Genomic DNA, 20,635 nt, shown 5'->3' with positions numbered 1-20,635 from the left:
AAATATCAACAAGTATAATGAATTTCGTGATGATGATTGATTATATGACATCTCAATATCTAAAATTAAAAAATATTCACTAACAATAAACTAACCATCTAGTGTTAATAGTGTAATATAATTGTTTTTGTGTTTATTAAAATATATCTATTGTGAATTTAAAGTTAAGACTATTAATAATGAAATAATGATAGAAACCTCAAATAAATCAATATCAAACATGTGATAAAGTTAAAGTGGTCGCAAGAAAAAACGAGTTAATGATTGCTTCGGTTTTTAAATATTCAGTATTTGGTGTTCTTTTTGATATGATTAACATGAGGAATTATAAATGAAAAATGATAAGGTGATGACTTCGGCAAGCGGACGTGATAGAAAATATTTATCGGTATCAAAAAAACACATGCGGCCAGATCATTATGTTCCTGCAAACCACCATGTATCAGTATATTATAAACTAAGTGGTATTTTAAATGTTGAACTATTGCACCAGGCCTTAAATATTTTATTGATTCGGCATGATGCATTATTATCAACATTAGTTGAAGATGATCATGAATCAGTGATTAATACTCTGAGCAAAAATATTGAAAGCCTTTTTCTAATTTCTGATATTCGCACCTCTGATGACAAAGAAAATAAGGTTGCTCAGATTATTGATAACACACTTAACACGTCTTTTAATCTTGCGAAGGGACCCTTGTTAAGGGTATTGTTAGTATTATTGAAAGATGATGAATATATCTTTTTGTTAAATCTCCATCCTATTATTGTTGATAACTTATCTGTTAAAATTTTAATTAATGAATTATGTGTCATTTATAATGACCTGCTGAATCATCGAACGCTTTCTTTACCTCTTATTGCTCAACACGAAGCTAATGAAATTAGCTGGACTGAAGAACAGATATCAATACAACGTGAATATTGGCAGCAACAACTTGCTGATGCCCCTCCTTTACTCACCTTACCGACAATATCTCCCAGACTTAATCAGTTATCCTCAAAAGGAGATACCTGTTCGTTTACGCTCGATAAAGAATTCACGAATCAGCTTAAACAAATTAGCCAAGAACACGGAATAACACTATTAGAGACAATCATGACGGCTTGGGCGATTGTGCTTCATCGCCTTTCAGGGCAGGACAGTATCATTATAGGGACCTCCTTTACGAATAGAAATATAACAGGAACAGAAAAAACGGTGAGGCCCTTAGCCAATATTTTACCAATCCGGATTGATATTGATGATGATGCCACCGTTGCAGAACTGTTTTCACAGGTAAATCATACTGTTATTGATGCGCAAAATAATCAGGATATTCCGTTTAAGCACCTTATTGAAATCATCAATCCGGGATCTCATGTCGCTGATTCACCTATTTTTCAGGCTATCATGACCTGGCCAGATTTTTATGATGGAGAGTTTGAACTGGAGGGAATCAAAACGTCACCCATGGGTTACAGATCTAATTGCATAAAATCAGATATTGAGCTGTTTATATTCCACCGAGATGATGAGCTTGTTGGGGGAATAACCTATGCTACGACATTGTTTGAAAAACAAGCTATAGAACGCCAGATAAATTACTGTCTTACTGTGTTACACACTATTACAAACAATGTGACTCAGCGCCTTAAAGATCTCGATATTCTGTCAGCAACTGAGAAAGAACTATTATTAAATCAATGGAATGACACCGCGGGTTATTACCCCGCCGAATATTGTATTCATGAATTACTTGAGCAACAGGCGACGAAAACGCCAAATGCACCTGCATTGGTATTTAATGATCGTATTCTGAGTTACGCTGAATTGAATCAACAGGCTAATCGCTTAGCCCATCGGTTGATTGTTGAAGGGGTAGTGCCGGATAGTTGCGTAGCTATCTGTGTTGACCGAACACCCCTGATGGTTATTGGTTTGCTGGCAATACTCAAAGCGGGCGGGGCTTATGTGCCGCTTGATCCCAGTTATCCATCAGCACGTCTTCATTATATTCTTGATGATGCCGCTCCTGTTTTACTATTACATGACGATATCGGTGCAGATAAGTTGTATGACATCTCTGCGACAAAAAAACAGTTGGATATTGGTACTGTTCTGTCGGAGAACGTTGAATTCTCGGCAGAGAATCCCTGTGTTATGGGACTCAGTTCACGTAATCTGGCCTATGTTATCTATACCTCAGGCTCGACCGGCAACCCGAAAGGTGTGCAGAATGAGCATCGTAGTGTGATAAATCGGTTGTATTGGATACAGCAAACTTATCAACTCACCCCTGACGACGTGGTTTTGCAAAAAACCACGTTTAGCTTTGATGTTTCTGTTTGGGAGCTGTTTTGTAGCTTCATGAGTGGCGCCAAAATGGTATTGGCTACCACAGCACAACAGAAAAACCTTTCTCAGTTGATTGAATTAATCAATCAGGAGAAGGTAACCACTCTGCATTTTGTGCCTTCGGTGTTGACCGCATTCTTAAAAGAACCGGATGTGGCCCGTTGTTTAACGCTAAAACACCTGTTTTGCAGCGGCGAAGCGTTACATCCTATTACAGTGAAGCAGTGCCAGGCATTGATGCCTTGGGTCAGGATATACAATTTATATGGCCCGACTGAAGCCGCAATTGATGTGACATACTGGCATTGTCCCGATCATTTTGAGGATCAGGTAGTGCCGATAGGTAAGCCCATTACCAATTCCCGTATTTATTTATTAGATAACCAACAACGGCCGGTCCCTTTGGGGGCGATTGGTGAATTATATATTGGTGGTATCGGTGTTGCCCGCGGTTATCTGAATCGACCAGAGCTAACAGCAGAACGGTTTTTAACAGATCCTTTTTATTCAAAACCGGATGCCCGCATGTACCGTACCGGCGATTTAGCCCGTTATGATAATGACGGCAATATTGAATATCTTGGGCGTAATGACCATCAGGTCAAAATTCGTGGTTTCCGTATTGAGTTAGGTGAAATTGAAACTTGCCTTGAAACCCATCCGGCGGTGCAGCAAGCGATTGTTATTGCTCATGCAGGGAATGGGGAAGATAAACGGCTGGTGGCTTATATCGTCTTGGTGCAAGGTGATGAATCTGATCAGATTACGGCAGAATTACGTCAATATCTGTTGTTTGTACTACCCGAATATATGGTGCCGGCTGCGTTTATGGTGATGACACATTTCCCACTGACGCCTAATGGTAAACTTAACCGAAAGGCACTGCCGGCACCAGATGCCACCGCTTATCAGCGTCAATATTATCAGCCCCCCCAAAGCGAAACAGAAAACCTGTTGGCAGCGATGTGGAGCCAGTTACTGGGTATCAATAAAATCAGTCGATTTGATAACTTCTTCGCATTAGGTGGTCATTCGTTGTCAATAGTACAACTAATGGGATTGTTGCGGGAGAAAGGCTATACCGCACAAGCCGGAGCGCTGTTTTCCAGTCCGGTACTGGCAGAACAGGCCGCTTTGCTGACAAAAGTGGATGATACCTTTGCTATTCCGCCAAACCTGATAAGCCATGAATGTGAACGGATCACGCCGGAAATGTTACCGTTGATTGATATAGAACAGGCAGACATTGATAGGCTGGTCAGTCAGGTGCCGGGGGGAATCGCTAATATTCAAGATATTTATACCCTGTCACCATTACAGGATGGCATTTTATTCCACCATCTGTTGAGGGAAAAAGGCGACCCGTATCTGTTAACCAACCGGATAATTTTTGATAGTCGATCGTTGTTGGATCGCTATCTGGCCGCAGCTCAAAAAGTGGTTGATCGTCATGATATCTTGCGCACCGCTTTTGTTTGGCAAGGGTTATCAAGCCCGGCTCAGGTGGTTTGGCGTCAGGCGCTTTTGTCCGTGACTGAGCTGAAATTAGATCCTGCTGATGGGGCCGTCCATGACCAGCTTATTCAACGTTTTGATCCGCTTCATTATCGTCTTGACTTGGGGCAAGCACCGCTGCTGCGTTTTGTGGTCGCCCAGGAAGCTGATGGCCGTTGGGTAGCATTACAATTGCTGCATCATCTGGTTGGTGATCATGTAACGATGGAGGTGATGAACCATGAAGTTCAGGTCTGTTTTGCTGAGCAGGAAGATAGCCTGCCTGCTCCGACGCCTTTCCGCAATCTGGTTGCCCAAGCCCGATTGGGTGCCAGCCAGACAGAGCACACCCGTTTCTTTACCGATATGTTGGCGGAGGTGGAGGAACCAACGTTGTCATTTGGGGTAACGGAAGTACACAGTGATGGCTCTCAAGTGATGGAATATCACCAGATGCTGGCGGCCGCATTGAATGATCGTTTGCGTACTCAGGCCAGACGGTTGGGAGTGAGTTTGGCTGCCTTGTGCCACCTTGCCTGGGCGCAAGTGTTATCGCGTACCAGCGGGCAGGAAAAAGTGGTATTCGGTACCGTGTTGTTTGGACGTATGCAGACGGGGGAAGGAGCGGGCAACGGGATGGGATTATTTATCAATACCTTGCCGCTGCGTTTAGATATCAATGAGACTCCGGTACGGGATAGTGTCTGGGTAGTACATACCCGACTGGCCGGATTGCTGGCACACGAACATGCTTCACTGGCATTGGCTCAGCGTTGCAGCGGAGTTGCCAGTGGCTTGCCGTTATTCAATACCTTGTTGAACTATCGGTATAACTTACTGCCGGAAGGTTCGGATGAAATCTTGGATGGCGTTGAATTCCTGGGTGAACAGGAACGTACTAACTATCCGTTTGCCCTGTCGGTGGAAGAGTTTGGAGACGCATTGGGTCTGACCGCTCATGTCGAGCAGCCGTTTGACCCGGCAAGGATATGCAGCTATATGCAGCAGGCACTGGAAAGTTTGGTGGAGGCACTTGAACAGGCCCCGGAGACACCAGTACGGGCATTAGAAATCCTGCCTGAAACTGAACGCACGTTGTTGTTGAAAACCTGGAACGCCACGGAGACAGCGTATCCCGATTCGTTGTGTATTCATCAATTATTTGAACAACAAGTAGAGAAGACCCCGGATGCAACAGCGTTGGTATATGAAGAACAGACGCTCAGCTATGCGGAATTGAATGCCCGTGCTAACCGACTAGCCCATCAACTGATTGCATTAGGTGTTGTACCAGAGCAGCGAGTAGTCCTTTGTGTCACACGATCACTGGCTATGGTGGTGGGATTGCTGGCGGTGCTGAAAGCGGGTGGGGCATATGTACCACTGGATCCTGCCTATCCAAGTGAACGTTTAGCGCATATCTTAAGTGATGCGGCCCCGTTAGTGGTATTGGTTGATCAGGCGGGGCAGATAGCGCTGGGTGAAAAAGCGTTTACCGGACTGACTGTAATTGATCCGAATTCATTGCCAGATCAATCGGACAGTAACCCACAAATACAGACATTGACTTTACGGCATCTGGCTTATGTCATTTACACCTCCGGGTCTACTGGTACGCCGAAAGGCGTGATGGTTGAGCATGGCTCTGTATTGAACTTACACGGAACACTGACACAACGTATTTTTGCAAAATTATCTGTATCCCGGATTGGCCTGAACGCCAGTATTTCATTTGATGCAGCAGTGAAAAACTTATTGAGTCTGTTGAATGGCTATACGTTGGTCATTGTGCCACAAGATGTACGAGCCAATAGTACGGCCTTTTTGCAATTTCTAACCACGGCTAATCTTGATGTAATAGATTGCACACCGATGCAATTAGAAATGTTGCTGGCTGCGGGGTTAGACCGACATAACAAACCCCTGGTGCTATGGGTTGGCGGTGAAGCCATATCTCCTCCAACCTGGCACGCTGTTGCGAATATCCCATTCTTGACAGCCTATAATGTCTATGGTCCAACCGAATGTACAGTGGATGCAACATTGGCAATTATAGAACCTGCGCACCCTTGCCCGACGATTGGTCGCCCCCTTGCCAATATTCGGCTTTATTTACTGGATAACTTTGGTCATCCGGTGCCATTAGGCGCGGTGGGAGAATTGTATATTGGTGGTGCGGCTGTAGCCAGGGGTTATTTGAACCAGCCAGCACTGACGGCAGAACGTTTTTTATCTGACCCGTTCAGCGATAGCCCCAATACGCGGATGTATCGAACAGGGGATTTGGTGCGTTACTTACCGGATGGAAATCTGGAATTCCTGGGCCGCAATGATTATCAAATCAAAATCCGGGGCTTTAGGGTAGAACCTGGAGATATTGAGACACGATTAACTGAGCATCCGGCTGTGAGTGAGGCGGTGGTGCTGGCATTGGGAGAAGGGCAGGAGCAACGTTTAGTTGCCTATGTTGTGGCTGAGCCTGATGACGGATTGGCTAAGCGTCTGCGTGATTACGTCAGTGCTCTTTTGCCTGAGTATATGGTGCCGGCGGCCTTTGTCCGTTTAGAGTCACTGCCGTTAACACCAAATGGCAAGCTGGATCGTCGCGCATTGCCGGCTCCAGATGATAAGGCTTTTGCCCGTCAGATCTATGAAGCGCCACAAGGAGAAATGGAAATTGCTCTGGCCGTTATCTGGCAAGAATTGTTGAAAGTTAAGCAGGTGGGGCGACATGATAATTTCTTTGCCTTAGGGGGGCATTCGCTGCTGGCAGTACGGATGATGAGCCGGATAGTGGCCTTGGGTGTTGAATTACCGTTGACCACATTATTTAAGTCCCCGACTTTGGCTGCTTTTACTGAGGAGATAAAGGGGCGATTAGGGGATCAGAAAGTCAGACTCCCCTCTATCCTACCGGTCTCTCGTGGAGATCAATTACCGTTATCATTTGCTCAACAGCGTCTATGGTTTTTAGCCCAGTTTGAGGGGATCAGTGAAATCTACCATATCCCGATAGCTCTGCGTTTGCATGGTCAGCTTGATATTGATGCCTGGCGGCAGGCACTTGATGCTCTGTTTGCCCGCCATGAGGCTTTGCGTTCGGTCTTTATCACGATTGATGGTCAACCTCAGGTTAAATTGTTACCGACAGAATCAGGCTTGCCGATGAAAAGACATGATCTGCGTAAAGTTGCTGATATGCATGAACAGCTTGAGCATTTATGTATACAAGAAACAGAAGCATCATTTGATCTTACCGAGGGGCCCTTAATCCGCGCTAATCTGATACAACTGACTGACAACGATTACGTCTTTTTGCTGATTCAACACCATATCGTGTCAGATGGCTGGTCTGTTGGGGTACAGATGCGTGAGTTAAGTGCCCTCTATGCCGCTTTTCTGACAGGGCAACCCAATCCCTTGCCACCATTGGCAATTCAATATCCTGATTATGTGGCATGGCAGCGCCAGTGGTTATCGGCAGAACGGATACAAATTCAGTCCGATTATTGGAAGATGAAGCTGGCCGATACGCCCATCTTGCTGGATTTACCGACTGACCGAACCCGCCCACCTGAACAATCGTTTTCCGGGAATGCTGTCTCTATCAATCTGGGTACAGAATTAACGATATCTCTCAAACGCCTGGGTGAGCAACACGGTGTCACACTATTTATGATTCTGTTATCAGCCTGGGCCACGGTTTTGTCACGTTTGTCGGGTCAGGATGATGTTGTGATAGGCACCCCAAGTGCAGGCAGAAATCGTCAGGAAACAGAATCGTTAATCGGGTTTTTTGTTAACACGCTGGCCTTACGTATCGATTTATCGGGGGCGCCAGATGTAACCGAATTGCTTATGCGTGTCCGGCAAACTGCACTGACAGCACAGGAACATCAGGACCTGCCGTTTGAACAAGTGGTGGAAATCGTGCAACCACCGCGCAGATTAGCCCATACGCCGCTGTTTCAGGTGATGTTTGCCTGGCAAAATTTTACCGGGCAAAGCTTTACCGGACAAAGTATTACTGGGCAAAACATTACCGGGAAAAACAATGAGCCTCAGGATTGGGAATTGCCGGGACTGGCCGTCACTCCAATGGATCAGGTTGTTAATAAAGTTAAATTTGATCTCGAACTGAGCTTGTTTGAGGAGAATGAGCAGATAGTTGGAGCACTGCATTATGCTACGGTTCTGTTTGATCAGCCAACCATCGAGCGGCATATCGGGTACTTACAGACAGTATTGCAAGCCATGGTGGCTGATCATCAACAACGGGTCACGGAAATCAATATCCTGTCGTCGGTGGAGCGCAGGTTATTGCTGGAAACGTGGAATACAACTGAAACCCCATATCCTGACACATTGTATATTCATCAGTTAGTTGAACAACAGGCAGAAAAAACCCCGGATGCAACAGCACTCGTGTATGAAGAGCAAAAATTCAGTTATGCGGAACTGAATGCCAGGGCTAATCAGTTAGCACATCAATTGATCACGCTAGGCATAACTCCTGATCAACGGGTAGCGGTTTGCGTAACACGTTCACCAGCGATGGTAATAGGGCTGTTGGCCGTGTTAAAAGCGGGCGGAGCCTATGTATTTCTGGATACTGATTATCCAAGTGAACGCCTGGCGCATATTCTGACGGAAGCAGAGCCTGCTATCCTGCTGGTGGATAAAGCCGGGCGCCTCGCCTTAGGTGAGAAAGCCATTGCTGATTTAACGGTACTCGATCCTAATGCGTTGCCAGACCAGCCGAATTCACAGGTATTCAATCCACAGATACTTGCCCTGACTCCACAGCATCTGGCATATGTGATTTATACCTCCGGTTCTACCGGTACGCCAAAAGGCGTGATGATTGAACATCAGCAACTGGTGCATCAAATTGCCGCACTGAGCAGGAAATGGTCGTTTAATGCGTCTGATCGGATATTGCAGTTCTGCAATCCTTCTTTTGATGTCTGCATGTCAGAAATATTTTGTGCACTAACCCACGGTGCAGAACTCGTATTGCGGACAAATCAGTGGACGTCCAGTGCACAAGAATTCTGGCGTTTGTGTGAACTTTATCAAATTAGTTATCTGTCAATCCCGGTTCAATTTTGGCGGGTCATTGCTGAAGCTAATGAAGGCAGTATTTATAAGGGCTTAAGAGTCATGTGTGTGGGGGGGGAAACGATACCTCATCATGAATTGAAACGCTGGTTATCTGTTCACCGGGAACGGCCTGTTTTGGTGAATTGCTATGGGCCGACAGAAGCGACAATTACCACGACGATTTCGTGCCTGAATGAAAGCACAGAACAAGCCAATATCATTGGCCGGCCCCTTGCGAATATGCGTGTTTACCTGCTGGACACTTATGGTCAGCCAGTGCCATTGGGAACAATCGGTGAATTGTATATTGGTGGCGCTGGTGTAGCACGGGGTTATCTGAACCATCCTGATCTGACGGCAGAACGTTTTCTGGTCGATCCATTTAGCCATCAACCGGGGGCACGTATGTACCGCACCGGAGATTTGGCCCGTTACCTGCCGGACGGTAATCTGGTATTTGTCGGCCGCAATGACCAGCAGGTGAAAATCCGCGGTTTCCGTATTGAACCGGGTGAAATTGAAATACGGTTAACCGAACATTCGGCAGTGCGTGAAGCCGTGGTGATATCGTTGGGAGATGAATATGATAAGCGTCTGGTTGCCTATGTCGTGGCAGAAGAGAATGATGAGTTGGCGAATAATTTACGAACTCACCTGAGTACAGTTCTGCCGGATTATATGATCCCGGCGGCTTTTGTCCGTTTAGATACATTTCCGCTGACACCAAACGGCAAGCTGGATCGTCAAGCACTGCCGGCACCGGACGAAAAAGCTTTTGCCCGTCAGACGTATGAAGCGCCACAAGGGGAGATAGAAATCGCTCTGGCCACTATCTGGCAAGAATTGTTGGGAGTTGAACAGATTAGCCGTGATGACAATTTTTTTGCCTTAGGTGGTCACTCTTTATTGGCTGTACAGATGGTGGAGCGCTTACGTCATCAGGGAATCATGCTGTCGGTACGAGATTTATTTCAATCTCCAGAGTTGTCTAATCTTGCCAGAACACTTGCCGAAAAATGGGGACAATATCGGATTGTGACAACGCCGGCCAATGTCATTACACCAGCAACGACGGCGTTAACACCGGAAATGTTACCACTGATTGATTTGACTCAACCTGAGATTGACCTCATTGTCAAACAAATACCGGGTGGCATTGCCAATATCCAAGATATCTATGCCTTATCACCGTTACAAGACGGTATTCTATTCCACCATTTACTGACTGATGCAGGGGATCCATATCTGTTAGTCAGACAAGCGCGGTTTGCAGATCGGTTTTTGCTGAATCGCTATCTGGCAGCCGTTCAATGGGTCGTTGATCGGCATGACATTCTGCGTACGGCCTTTATCTGGCAGGGGGTATCTGTTCCGGTTCAGGTGGTCTGTCGTCAGGCTCCCTTATCAGTGCTTGAACTCACATTAAACCCTGCTGATGGGCCTGTTTGTGATCAACTAATCCAACATTTTGATCCTCATCAGCATCGTCTTGATTTGAGTCAGGCACCGCTATTGCGTTTTGTCGTGGCGCGGGAAGAGGATGGTTCCTGGCGAGTATTGCAACTGTTGCATCATTTGATTGGTGATCACACAACGTTGGAAGTCATGAACCGTGAAGTTCAAGCGTACTTTGCCGGGAAAGAGCGTAATCTGCCTGCTCCGGTTCCTTTCCGTCATTTGATTGCACAGGCACGTCTAGGTATGAGTCAGGAGGAGCATATTCGCTTCTTTACTGATATGTTGGCTGAAGTAGAAGAACCAACGTTGCCATTCGGGTTGACTGGCGTACATCACGATGGTTCTCAGGTGACACAATCACACCGGATGTTAACTGCCGCACTGAATGACAGTCTTCGCCGTCAGGCCCGACGTCTGGGAGTCAGTTTAGCGGCGTTATGTCATGTCGCCTGGGCTCAAGTGCTGTCGCGTACCAGTGGGCAACAGAAAGTGGTATTTGGCACGGTATTGTTTGGACGTATGCAGGCGGGTGAAGGTGCGGATAGCGGGATGGGGCTGTTTATTAATACCTTGCCGCTGCGATTGGATATGGATGACACCCCAATACGTAAGTGTGTACAGGCTGCACATAATCTGCTGGCTGGATTGTTGGAGCATGAACATGCTTCATTAGCATTAGCTCAGCGTTGTAGTGGCATACAAGGCGAAGCGCCTCTCTTTAGCTCCCTGCTTAACTACCGACACAATACACCGCTGGTGGAAATAGATGACAGTATGGCGGGGATTGAGTTTCTTGATGGACAGGAGCGGACCAACTACCCGTTAACATTATCGGTGGAGGATTTTGGCGAAGCACTGGGCCTGACAGTACAAATAGTGCAGCCATTTGAGCCAGAACGGATATGTAGTTACATGCAGCAGGCACTGGAAAGTCTGGCAGGCGTGTTGGAGCAGGCTCCGGAAACACCGGTATGGCAGTTGGATATCCTGCCAGAAGCAGAACGCACACTGTTATTAAAAACCTGGAATATGACGGAAACCCCGTATCCTGAGGCGTTGTGTATTCATCAGTGGTTTGAACAGCAGGTGGTGAAAACGCCACAGGCCACCGCACTGGTCTATGAAAACCAAGTGCTCAGTTATGCGAAATTAAATGCCTGGGCTAACCGGCTGGCACATCAGTTAATCGCTCTGGGTGTAGCACCGGAGCAACGGGTCGCCATTTGTGTATCACGTTCCCCGGCCATGGTGGCCGGGGTGTTGGCCGTCTTAAAAGCCGGTGGGGCCTATGTGCCGCTGGACCCGGCTTATCCGGGAGAGCGTCTGGCCGACAATATGAGGGATACGGCACCGTTGATAGTGTTGGCAGACCGTCTTGGCCGGTCAGTATTGGGTGAACACGCATTGGCAGAACTAAACGTGCTCGACCCGAATGTCCAGTTTGACCAGCCGGACAACAACCCGCAGATACCGGTATTGACTTCACGCCATCTGGCGTACGTGATTTACACTTCCGGTTCGACCGGCACCCCGAAAGGGGTGATGGTCGAACATCGTGGATTGGTCAACCTGATTCAGGAGAAAATTACGCAATTTGCAATTGGTGCGGAGAGCCGGGTGTTGCAGTTCGCTTCATTGAGTTTTGATGCCAGTGTCTGGGAAATCATGATGACACTGTGCAGCGGTGCTATGCTGGTTATTCCCACAGACCATGTGCGTCAGGACCCAATCCAGCTATGGCGTTATCTGGAAGCGCAAGCGGTGACACATGTTTGTCTGACACCGTCTCTGCTTAATGACGGGGCAGATGTACCGGTATTAACGAAAAAATTCACTTTGACATTGGCGGGAGAAGCGCCCAGTACGGCGTTAATCCAGGCGCTGTGTGGCCGGGTTACTCTGTTCAATGTCTACGGCCCGACCGAAATAACGGTATGTGCCACGACCTGGCAGTGTCCGTCAGACTATACCGATTCCGCGGTGCCTATCGGGCGTCCAACGGCGAATACCCAGATTTATTTGTTGGATGCGCATCATCAGCCGGTGCCGCCAGGGGCGATGGGTGAGTTGTATATTGGCGGAGTGGGAGTGGCACGGGGCTACCTGAACCGGCCTGAATTAACCGCTGAACGTTTCCTTATCGATCCGTTCAGTGATAGCCCAGATGCGCACATGTACCGGAGCGGGGATTTAGCCCGTTATCTGCCGGATGGTAACCTGGAGTTTCTCGGCCGTAATGACCAGCAGGTGAAAATCCGTGGCTTCCGTATTGAACCGGGGGAAATTGAAGCCCGGTTAGTAGAGCACCCAACGGTGCGGGAATCGGTGGTGTTGGCGCAGGGAGAAGGGCAGGATAAGCGGCTGGTGGCTTATGTGGTAACGGAAACTGTGGTAACAGAAACGGGAGACACAGAAGCGAAGGTGGCGGAAACCGATGAAGGGTTAGCGAACAGCCTGCGTGCCCACCTGAGTGCCTTATTACCGGACTATATGGTGCCGGCCGCTTTTGTCCGTCTGGATGCGTTTCCATTAACGCTAAATGGTAAGCTGGATCGCCGGGCACTACCGTCACCAGACGAGAAAGCCTTTGCCCGCCAGATTTATGAAGCACCACAAGGAGAAATGGAAATTGCTCTGGCGGCTATCTGGCGAGAATTGCTAGGGATTGAGCAGATTAGTCGGCACGATAATTTCTTTGCCCTGGGTGGTCATTCATTACTGGCGATACAAATGATGAATCGGATAATCACTTTAGGCATTGAGCTACCTCTGGTGACACTGTTTAAATCCCCAATCTTGGCTGCTTTTGCTGAGGAGATGAAAAGTCAGTTTGGTGAACGTCGATTGGGTGAATATAGCAATAAACTTCCTGCTATTTTGCCAATATCCCGTGAGAGTCACTTACCGTTATCATTTGCTCAACAACGCCTGTGGTTCCTGACACAATTTGAGGGCGTTGGTGACACCTATTTTATCCCGATGTCTCTGCGCTTGCGTGGTCAGCTTGATATGACTGCCTGGCAGCAGGCACTTGATGCTCTGTTTGCCCGCCATGAAGCGCTGCGTTCAGTTTTTATCACGATTAATGGTCAGCCTCAGGTCGAATTATTACCGGCTGCATCTGGTCTGCCGATGAAAAAACATGATCTACGTAATTCACCTGATGCAGATGAAGAAATTGAGTGTTTATGTACACAGGAAATGGAAACACCGTTTGATCTTGTTAAGGGACCCTTAATTCGCGCTAAATTGATACAACTGGCTGATGATGATTATGTTTTCCTGCTGACTCAACATCATATTGTGTCAGATGGCTGGTCTATAAGCATACTGATCCGTGAACTGAGTGCCCTCTATACGGCTCTTTTGGCAGGAAATACCGAGCCGTTGCTGCCATTGGCGATTCAGTACCCTGATTATGCCGCATGGCAGCGTCAGTGGTTATCATCGGAACGGGTACAAATTCAGTCTGACTATTGGAAAACGGTGTTGGCAAATGCTCCTGTTTTGCTGGACTTACCGACTGATCGGTCTCGTCCATTGGAGCAATCATTTTCCGGGCATGCTATCGCCATTAATCTGGGGACAGAATTAACGGCGTCCCTCAAGCACCTGAGTAAACAGCATGGTGTCACCTTATTTATGACGCTGTTATCAGCCTGGGCCACGGTTTTGTCGCGCTTGTCAGGTCAGCATGATCTGATTATAGGTACTCCGAGTGCAGGCCGCGGCCATCAGGAAGTGGAATCCCTGATCGGTTTCTTTGTTAATACGTTGGCCTTGCGCATTGATTTATCAAATGAACCGAATGTGACTGAATTACTTGCGCGCGTAAGGCAAACCGCATTGACAGCACAGGAACATCAGGACCTGCCGTTTGAACAGGTAGTGGAAATCGTACAACCGCCACGTAGTCTGGCACATACACCGCTGTTTCAGGTGATGTTTGCCTGGCAGAATTTTACCGGACAAAGCTTTACCGGACAAAGCTTTGCCGGACAAAGTCTTACCGGGAAAAGCCTGACCGGGAAAAACAACGAACGCCAGGATTGGGAACTGCCGGGACTGGCTGTTACCCCCATGGATCAGGCCTTTAATATAGCTAAATTTGATCTCGAACTGAGCCTGTTTGAGGAGAATGAGCAGATAGTTGGAGCACTGCATTATGCTACGGCTCTGTTTGATCAACCAACCATTGAGCGGCATATCGGGTACTTACAGACAGTATTGCAAGCGATGGTGGCTGACCATCAACAACAGGTCGGAAAAATCGATCTTTTGTCGCCAGTGGAACGTAAATTATTGCTGGAAACGTGGAATACAACTGAAACTACGTATTCTGACACGTTATATATTCATCAGTTGTTTGAACAACAGGCAGCGAAAACCCCGGATGCAACAGCGCTCGTGTATGAAGAACAAAAATTCAGTTACGCGGAACTGAATGCCTGGGCTAACCAGCTAGCACATCAATTGATCACACTGGGTATAACTCCTGATCAGCGGGTAGTGGTTTGTGTAACACGTTCACCAGCGATGGTAGCAGGATTGTTGGCTGTGTTGAAAGCGGGCGGAGCCTATGTACCTCTGGATACTGATTATCCGGGTGAACGCCTGGCGCATATTCTGACGAATTCAGAGCCTGCTATCCTGCTGGCGGATAAGGCCGGACGTCTTGCCTTGGGTGAGAAAGCCATTGCTGATTTAACGGTACTCGATCCTAATGTGTTGCCACATCAGCCGGAGAACAATCTACAGGTACTCAATTCACAGGTACATAATCCACAGGTACTTGCCCTGACTCCACAGCATCTGGCGTATGTGATTTATACCTCCGGTTCGACCGGTACACCAAAAGGCGTGATGGTTGAACATCAGCAACTGGTCCATCAAATTACTGCACTGAGCAGGAAATGGTCGTTTAATGCGTCTGATCGGATATTGCAGTTCTGCAATCCTTCTTTTGATGTCTGTGCATCAGAAATATTTTGTGCACTAACCCAGGGTGCAGAACTCGTATTGCGGACAAATCAGTGGATATCCAGCGCACAGGAATTCTGGCGTCTGTGCGAACTTTATCAAATTAGTTATCTGTCAATTCCGGTTCAATTTTGGCGGGTCATTGCTGAAGCTAATGAAGGCAGTATTTATAAGGGCTTAAGGGTCATGTGTATTGGCGGGGAAACGATACCTCATCATGAATTGGAACGCTGGTTATCTGTTCACCGGGAACGGCCTGTTTTGGTGAATTGCTATGGGCCGACAGAAGCGACAATTACCACGACGATTTCGTGCCTGAATGAAAGCACAGAACAAGCCAATATCATTGGCCGGCCCCTTGCGAATATGCGTGTTTACCTGCTGGACACTTATGGTCAGCCAGTGCCATTGGGAACAGTAGGCGAGTTATATATTGGTGGTACAGGTGTAGCCCGCGGTTATTTTAATCGCCCTGAGCCGACAGCGGAACGTTTTCTGATGGATCCATTTAGCCATCAACCGGGGGCACGTATGTACCGCACCGGAGATTTGGCTCGTTACCTGCCGGATGGCAATCTGGTATTTGTCGGCCGTAATGACCAGCAGGTGAAAATCCGTGGTTTCCGCATTGAACCGGGTGAAATTGAAACCCGATTGGAAGAGCACCCGCTGGTACGTGAAGCGCTGGTATTAACCTTAGATGATGGACCGGATAAACGTCTGGTGGCTTATGTGGTAGCACACGCTGATGAGGCGTTGCCTAATAGTCTGTATACCTATTTGAGTACCCTCTTGCCAGATTATATGGTGCCAACCGCGTTTGTACAACTGAATGCATTTCCATTGACGCCAAACGGAAAATTGGATCGTCAGGCATTACCTGCTCTGAACAATGAAGCCTTTGTTCACCAGATTTACGAAGCACCAAGTGGAAAACTGGAAACGGCTTTGGCGGCGATTTGGCGGGAGTTATTGGGTGTTGAACAGATAAGTCGATATGATAATTTCTTTGCGTTGGGCGGTCATTCATTGCTGGCTGTACGGATGGTAGAACGCTTGTGTCACCAGGACTTAGCATTGACGGTGCGTGATCTGTTTCAGTCTCCGGTGCTGTTTGAACTGGCTCAGTCATTAGGTCAGCATCAGGTTGTGGAAGTGCCACCTAATATCATTACCTCGGCAACCACGACGCTTACCCCAGAGATGTTACCTCTGGTTGATCTGACGCAATCTGACATCGACTCCATTATTGAGCAAGTACCGGGTGGGCTTGCTAATATTCAGGATATCTATGCTTTGTCTCCGCTACAGGATGGTATCTTGTTCCACCATTTATTGGAAAATAAAGGGGATACCTACCTGTTGATAACTCAACAAGCTTTCGCTGACAGAGCCTTATTGGACCGTTATTTGACAGCCGTTCAACGGGTCGTTGATAGGCACGATATCCTGCGTACCGCTTTTATCTGGCAAGGCTTATCGGTTCCGGTTCAGGTAGTCTGGCGTCAGGCTTCTTTATCAGTCACGGAACTGACATTAGATCCGGCTGATGGCCCGGTGAGTGAGCAACTGGCTCAACGCTTTGATCCACGTCACTATCGCCTTGATCTGAGGCAGGCACCGTTGTTGCGCTTTGTGATTGCACAGGAAAAAACGGATGGCCGTTGGCTCTTGTTGAGGCATCAGCATCACTTGATCGGTGACCATACCACACTGGATGTGATGAATCGGGAAGTTCGGGCATATCTGTCTGGTGAAGAGAATCACCTGCCTGATCCGGTTCCCTTCCGGAATTTGATTGCTCAGGCACGGATGGGGGTAAGTCAAGAAGAACATATTCATTTCTTTACCGATATGCTGGTTGAGGTGGAAGAGCCAACGTTACCGTTTGGACTGATGGAAGTGTATCGCAGTGATTTACAAATGACGGAATATCACCAGATGCTGACGTTCACTCTGAATGACAGCCTTCGTAATCAGGCCAGACGCCTGAATATCAGTTTAGCAGCTTTATGTCACGTGGCTTGGGCACAGGTGTTATCACATACCAGCGGGCAGGAAAAGGTGGTGTTTGGTACGGTGCTGTTTGGGCGTATGGCGGGAGGAAAAGGGACTGATAGTGGTATGGGGATGTTTATCAATACCTTGCCATTGCGGTTGGATATGGATGAGACCTCCGTATGCGAGAGCGTACAGATAGCGCATAGCCGATTGGCTGGTTTGTTAGAGCATGAACATGCGTCATTGGCGCTGGCTCAGCGTTGCAGTGGTGTACAGGGTGACACTCCACTCTTTAGTGCATTGCTAAACTACCGACATAATGTGCCGTCAACCACTGTCGATGAAATGATGGCCGATGTTGAATTTATTGACGCACAGGAGCGTACTAACTATCCATTAACATTGTCAGTAGAGGATCTGGGTGATGCTTTGGGCCTAACGGCTCAGGTAGTACAGCCATTTGATCCGAAACGGATATGCAGTTATATGCAACAAGCACTGGAAAGTTTGGTAGAGGCCCTTGAACAAGCGCCCAAAACCCCGATACGGGAATTGGGAATTTTGCCACAAGCGGAATGGAATCTGTTGTTAAAAACCTGGAATGTCACAGAGATAACTTATCCTAATACGTTATGTATTCATCAGTTATTTGAACAACAGGTGGAGAAAACACCGGATGCTACGGCGTTAGTATATGAAGAACAAACCTTCAGTTATGCCGAATTAAATATCCGGGTCAATCAGTTAGCTCATCGGCTGATTGCATTGGGTATAAAGCCGGAGCAGCGAGTGGCAATTTGTGTGACTCGTTCACCAGCTATGGTGGTGGGATTGCTGGCGGTGCTAAAAGCGGGAGGAGCTTATGTACCTCTAGACCCCGTTTATCCAAGTGAACGTTTGGTGCATATTTTGGCTGACACAGCCCCGTTAGTATTATTAGCAGACAGGATAGGGCAAGTAGCATTGGGGGGGAAACGGTTTACTGATTTGGTGATACTTGATCCGAATACGATTTTCGATCAGCAACCGGTCGATAATCCATGGGTAGCAACACTGACACCACAGCATTTGGCGTGTGTGATTTATACTTCGGGTTCGACTGGCATACCGAAAGGGGTGATGGTAGAACATCAGGCTGTTTACCAACGTATTCTCGGCTTTAATGAGATCTACGCTGTCACAGAGCAAGACCGGATGCTGCAATTTTCATCATTTGCATTTGATGCATCGATCGAAGAATTTTTCGCATCGTTATGTAATGGGGCTACGTTGGTGATACGTAATGATAGCTGGTTGTCTTCTATACAAGAATTTATTTCTTTGGCCCGGCAGTACTGTATCACGATCATGTCATTACCGACCCTGTTTTGGTCTGAACTGGCCGCCAGAAATAATACATTACAATTACCGGATTGCCTCCGGTTAATCATTATTGGTGGCGAGGCGGTGAAAAAGCGCGCTATTCAGGATTGGTTTGCACAGGAAACCCATCACCTACAGTTATTAAATACTTATGGCCCTACTGAAAATACCGTAATTGCGACTTGTCAGGAGATATTCTCCCCAGAGGATGCTCGTTCAATTGGTCAACCGATAAGTAATACTTGTATTTATTTGCTGAACAAATATGGGCAACCCGTGCCATTAGGTTGCATTGGAGAAATGTATATTGGTGGAGTGGGGGTAGCACGGGGGTATCTGAACCAACCAGAACTGACGGCTGAACGTTTTCTGCCAGATCCATTTAGTGATAAACCTGATGCACGGATGTATCGAACCGGCGATTTGGCGCGTTATTTGCCGGATGGCAATCTAGAATTCCTGGGACGCAATGACGATCAGATCAAAATCCGGGGCTTCCGGGTAGAGCCAGGAGAAATTGAAACTAAACTGACAAAGCATCCGGCAGTGAATGACGCCGTGGTACTGGCATTGGGAGAAGGGCAGGAGCAGCGTCTGGTTGCCTATGTCGTGGCAGAACCCGATGACGAGTTGGTTAATCATCTGCGTAATTATGTGAGTGCTCTTTTACCTGATTATATGGTGCCGGCCGCCTTTGTCCGTTTGGAAGCACTGCCGTTAACACCAAATGGCAAGCTGGATCGCCGCGCGTTGCCGGCACCGGGCGAAGCGGCATTTGCTCGTCAGGTGTATGAAGCACCACAAGGGGAGACGGAAATTACTCTTGCAGCAATTTGGCAAGAGTTGCTGAACGTCGAGCAGGTGGGACGGTATGATAATTTCTTCGTATTGGGTGGTCATTCGTTACTTGCTATGAGAATGATAAACCTTGCAACAAAACGTGGTCTGTATTGTACCTTGAATGCACTGTTCCAATTCCCAGTGCTGGCAGAACTGGCTGCAAAAATCATATCAGACGGATTGTCTCAGCCACAAAACAGGGCCGTTACTGTACGTTCTGGCGGAACATTGCCACCTTTATTCTTTGTCCCCACTGGAATAGGTGATTATTCCTATGCTTTCGGGGTGACTGAACATATCCAGTCAGGTTATCCGATTTATGCCTTACCCTGGCCCTCTATGAATGAGGAACTGATATCGACAATGGAAATGCTGGCCGCCAGAGTTATCACCTTTATGAAAGCCGTTCAGCCTGAGGGCCCATACCGGATATGTGGTTATTCTTCTGGTGGGATACTGGCTTATGCTATTGCTCAGCAACTGTTGAATAGTGGTGATAAGGTCAATTTCCTCGGACTGATTGATACATATGCTCCTCACTGTTTCAGGGAGCAGGGAACTCAAAAACATCAATTCCTGGCAGAGTTGGAAAGGCAATCAGGTAACAAACACACTGAGGTGATAGCAGCATTGTATCCACAAGTTGATGAATTAAATTGGGTTCAATTAATTGAGTTTGCTCAGAAATTAGGATTATACCCCTCAAATTTGCGTGCAGATTTAGCCGCAAAACAGATGGAACAGAGAGAAAATTATGCGCAAATAGTGAAAGATTATGTGCCAGAAACATTGACAGTGACATTACATCAGTTCTATGCGATAGATACTTCTCCTTCTATATCTCCGTCAGCTTCCACAGATTCCGAACAGACCTCTTTAATTATGGACTGTTCATTAGGATGGCGCGAAGTGATGCCAACTTCTTTAATGCGGTTGATTGCGATACCTGGTAATCATTCCAGTTTATTTGAGGAGAAAGAAAATAGAATTGTTTTATCTCAGGCGCTTAATACGGCGTTAGCAAGGTAAGTATCCGGTGATCCCACCTTATTTTTA

General features: G+C 47.1%; 1 protein-coding gene. It reads left to right on the top strand.

Annotation, left to right across the window (positions count from 1 at the left end; translation table 11 throughout):
- Positions 1 to 331: 331 nt before the first annotated feature.
- Positions 332 to 20,608, top strand: coding sequence for a non-ribosomal peptide synthase/polyketide synthase (locus tag Xind_RS04725; RefSeq protein ID WP_187649569.1), 20,277 nt, complete (start codon positions 332 to 334; stop codon positions 20,606 to 20,608).
- The last annotated feature ends 27 nt before the right edge of the window (positions 20,609 to 20,635 follow it).

The sequence above is a fragment of the Xenorhabdus indica genome (genome assembly GCF_014467235.1).
In the GTDB taxonomy this organism is placed as follows: domain Bacteria; phylum Pseudomonadota; class Gammaproteobacteria; order Enterobacterales; family Enterobacteriaceae; genus Xenorhabdus; species Xenorhabdus indica.
The sequence above is the reverse complement of the archived record's forward strand: the minus strand, read 5'-3'. Positions and strand labels throughout refer to the sequence as shown.

What these genes read in the sequence shown, in the direction of transcription:
- Xind_RS04725 (WP_187649569.1), top strand. Translation starts at nt 332, where the DNA reads ATGAAAAATGATAAGGTGATGACTTCGGCAAGCGGACGTGATAGAAAA.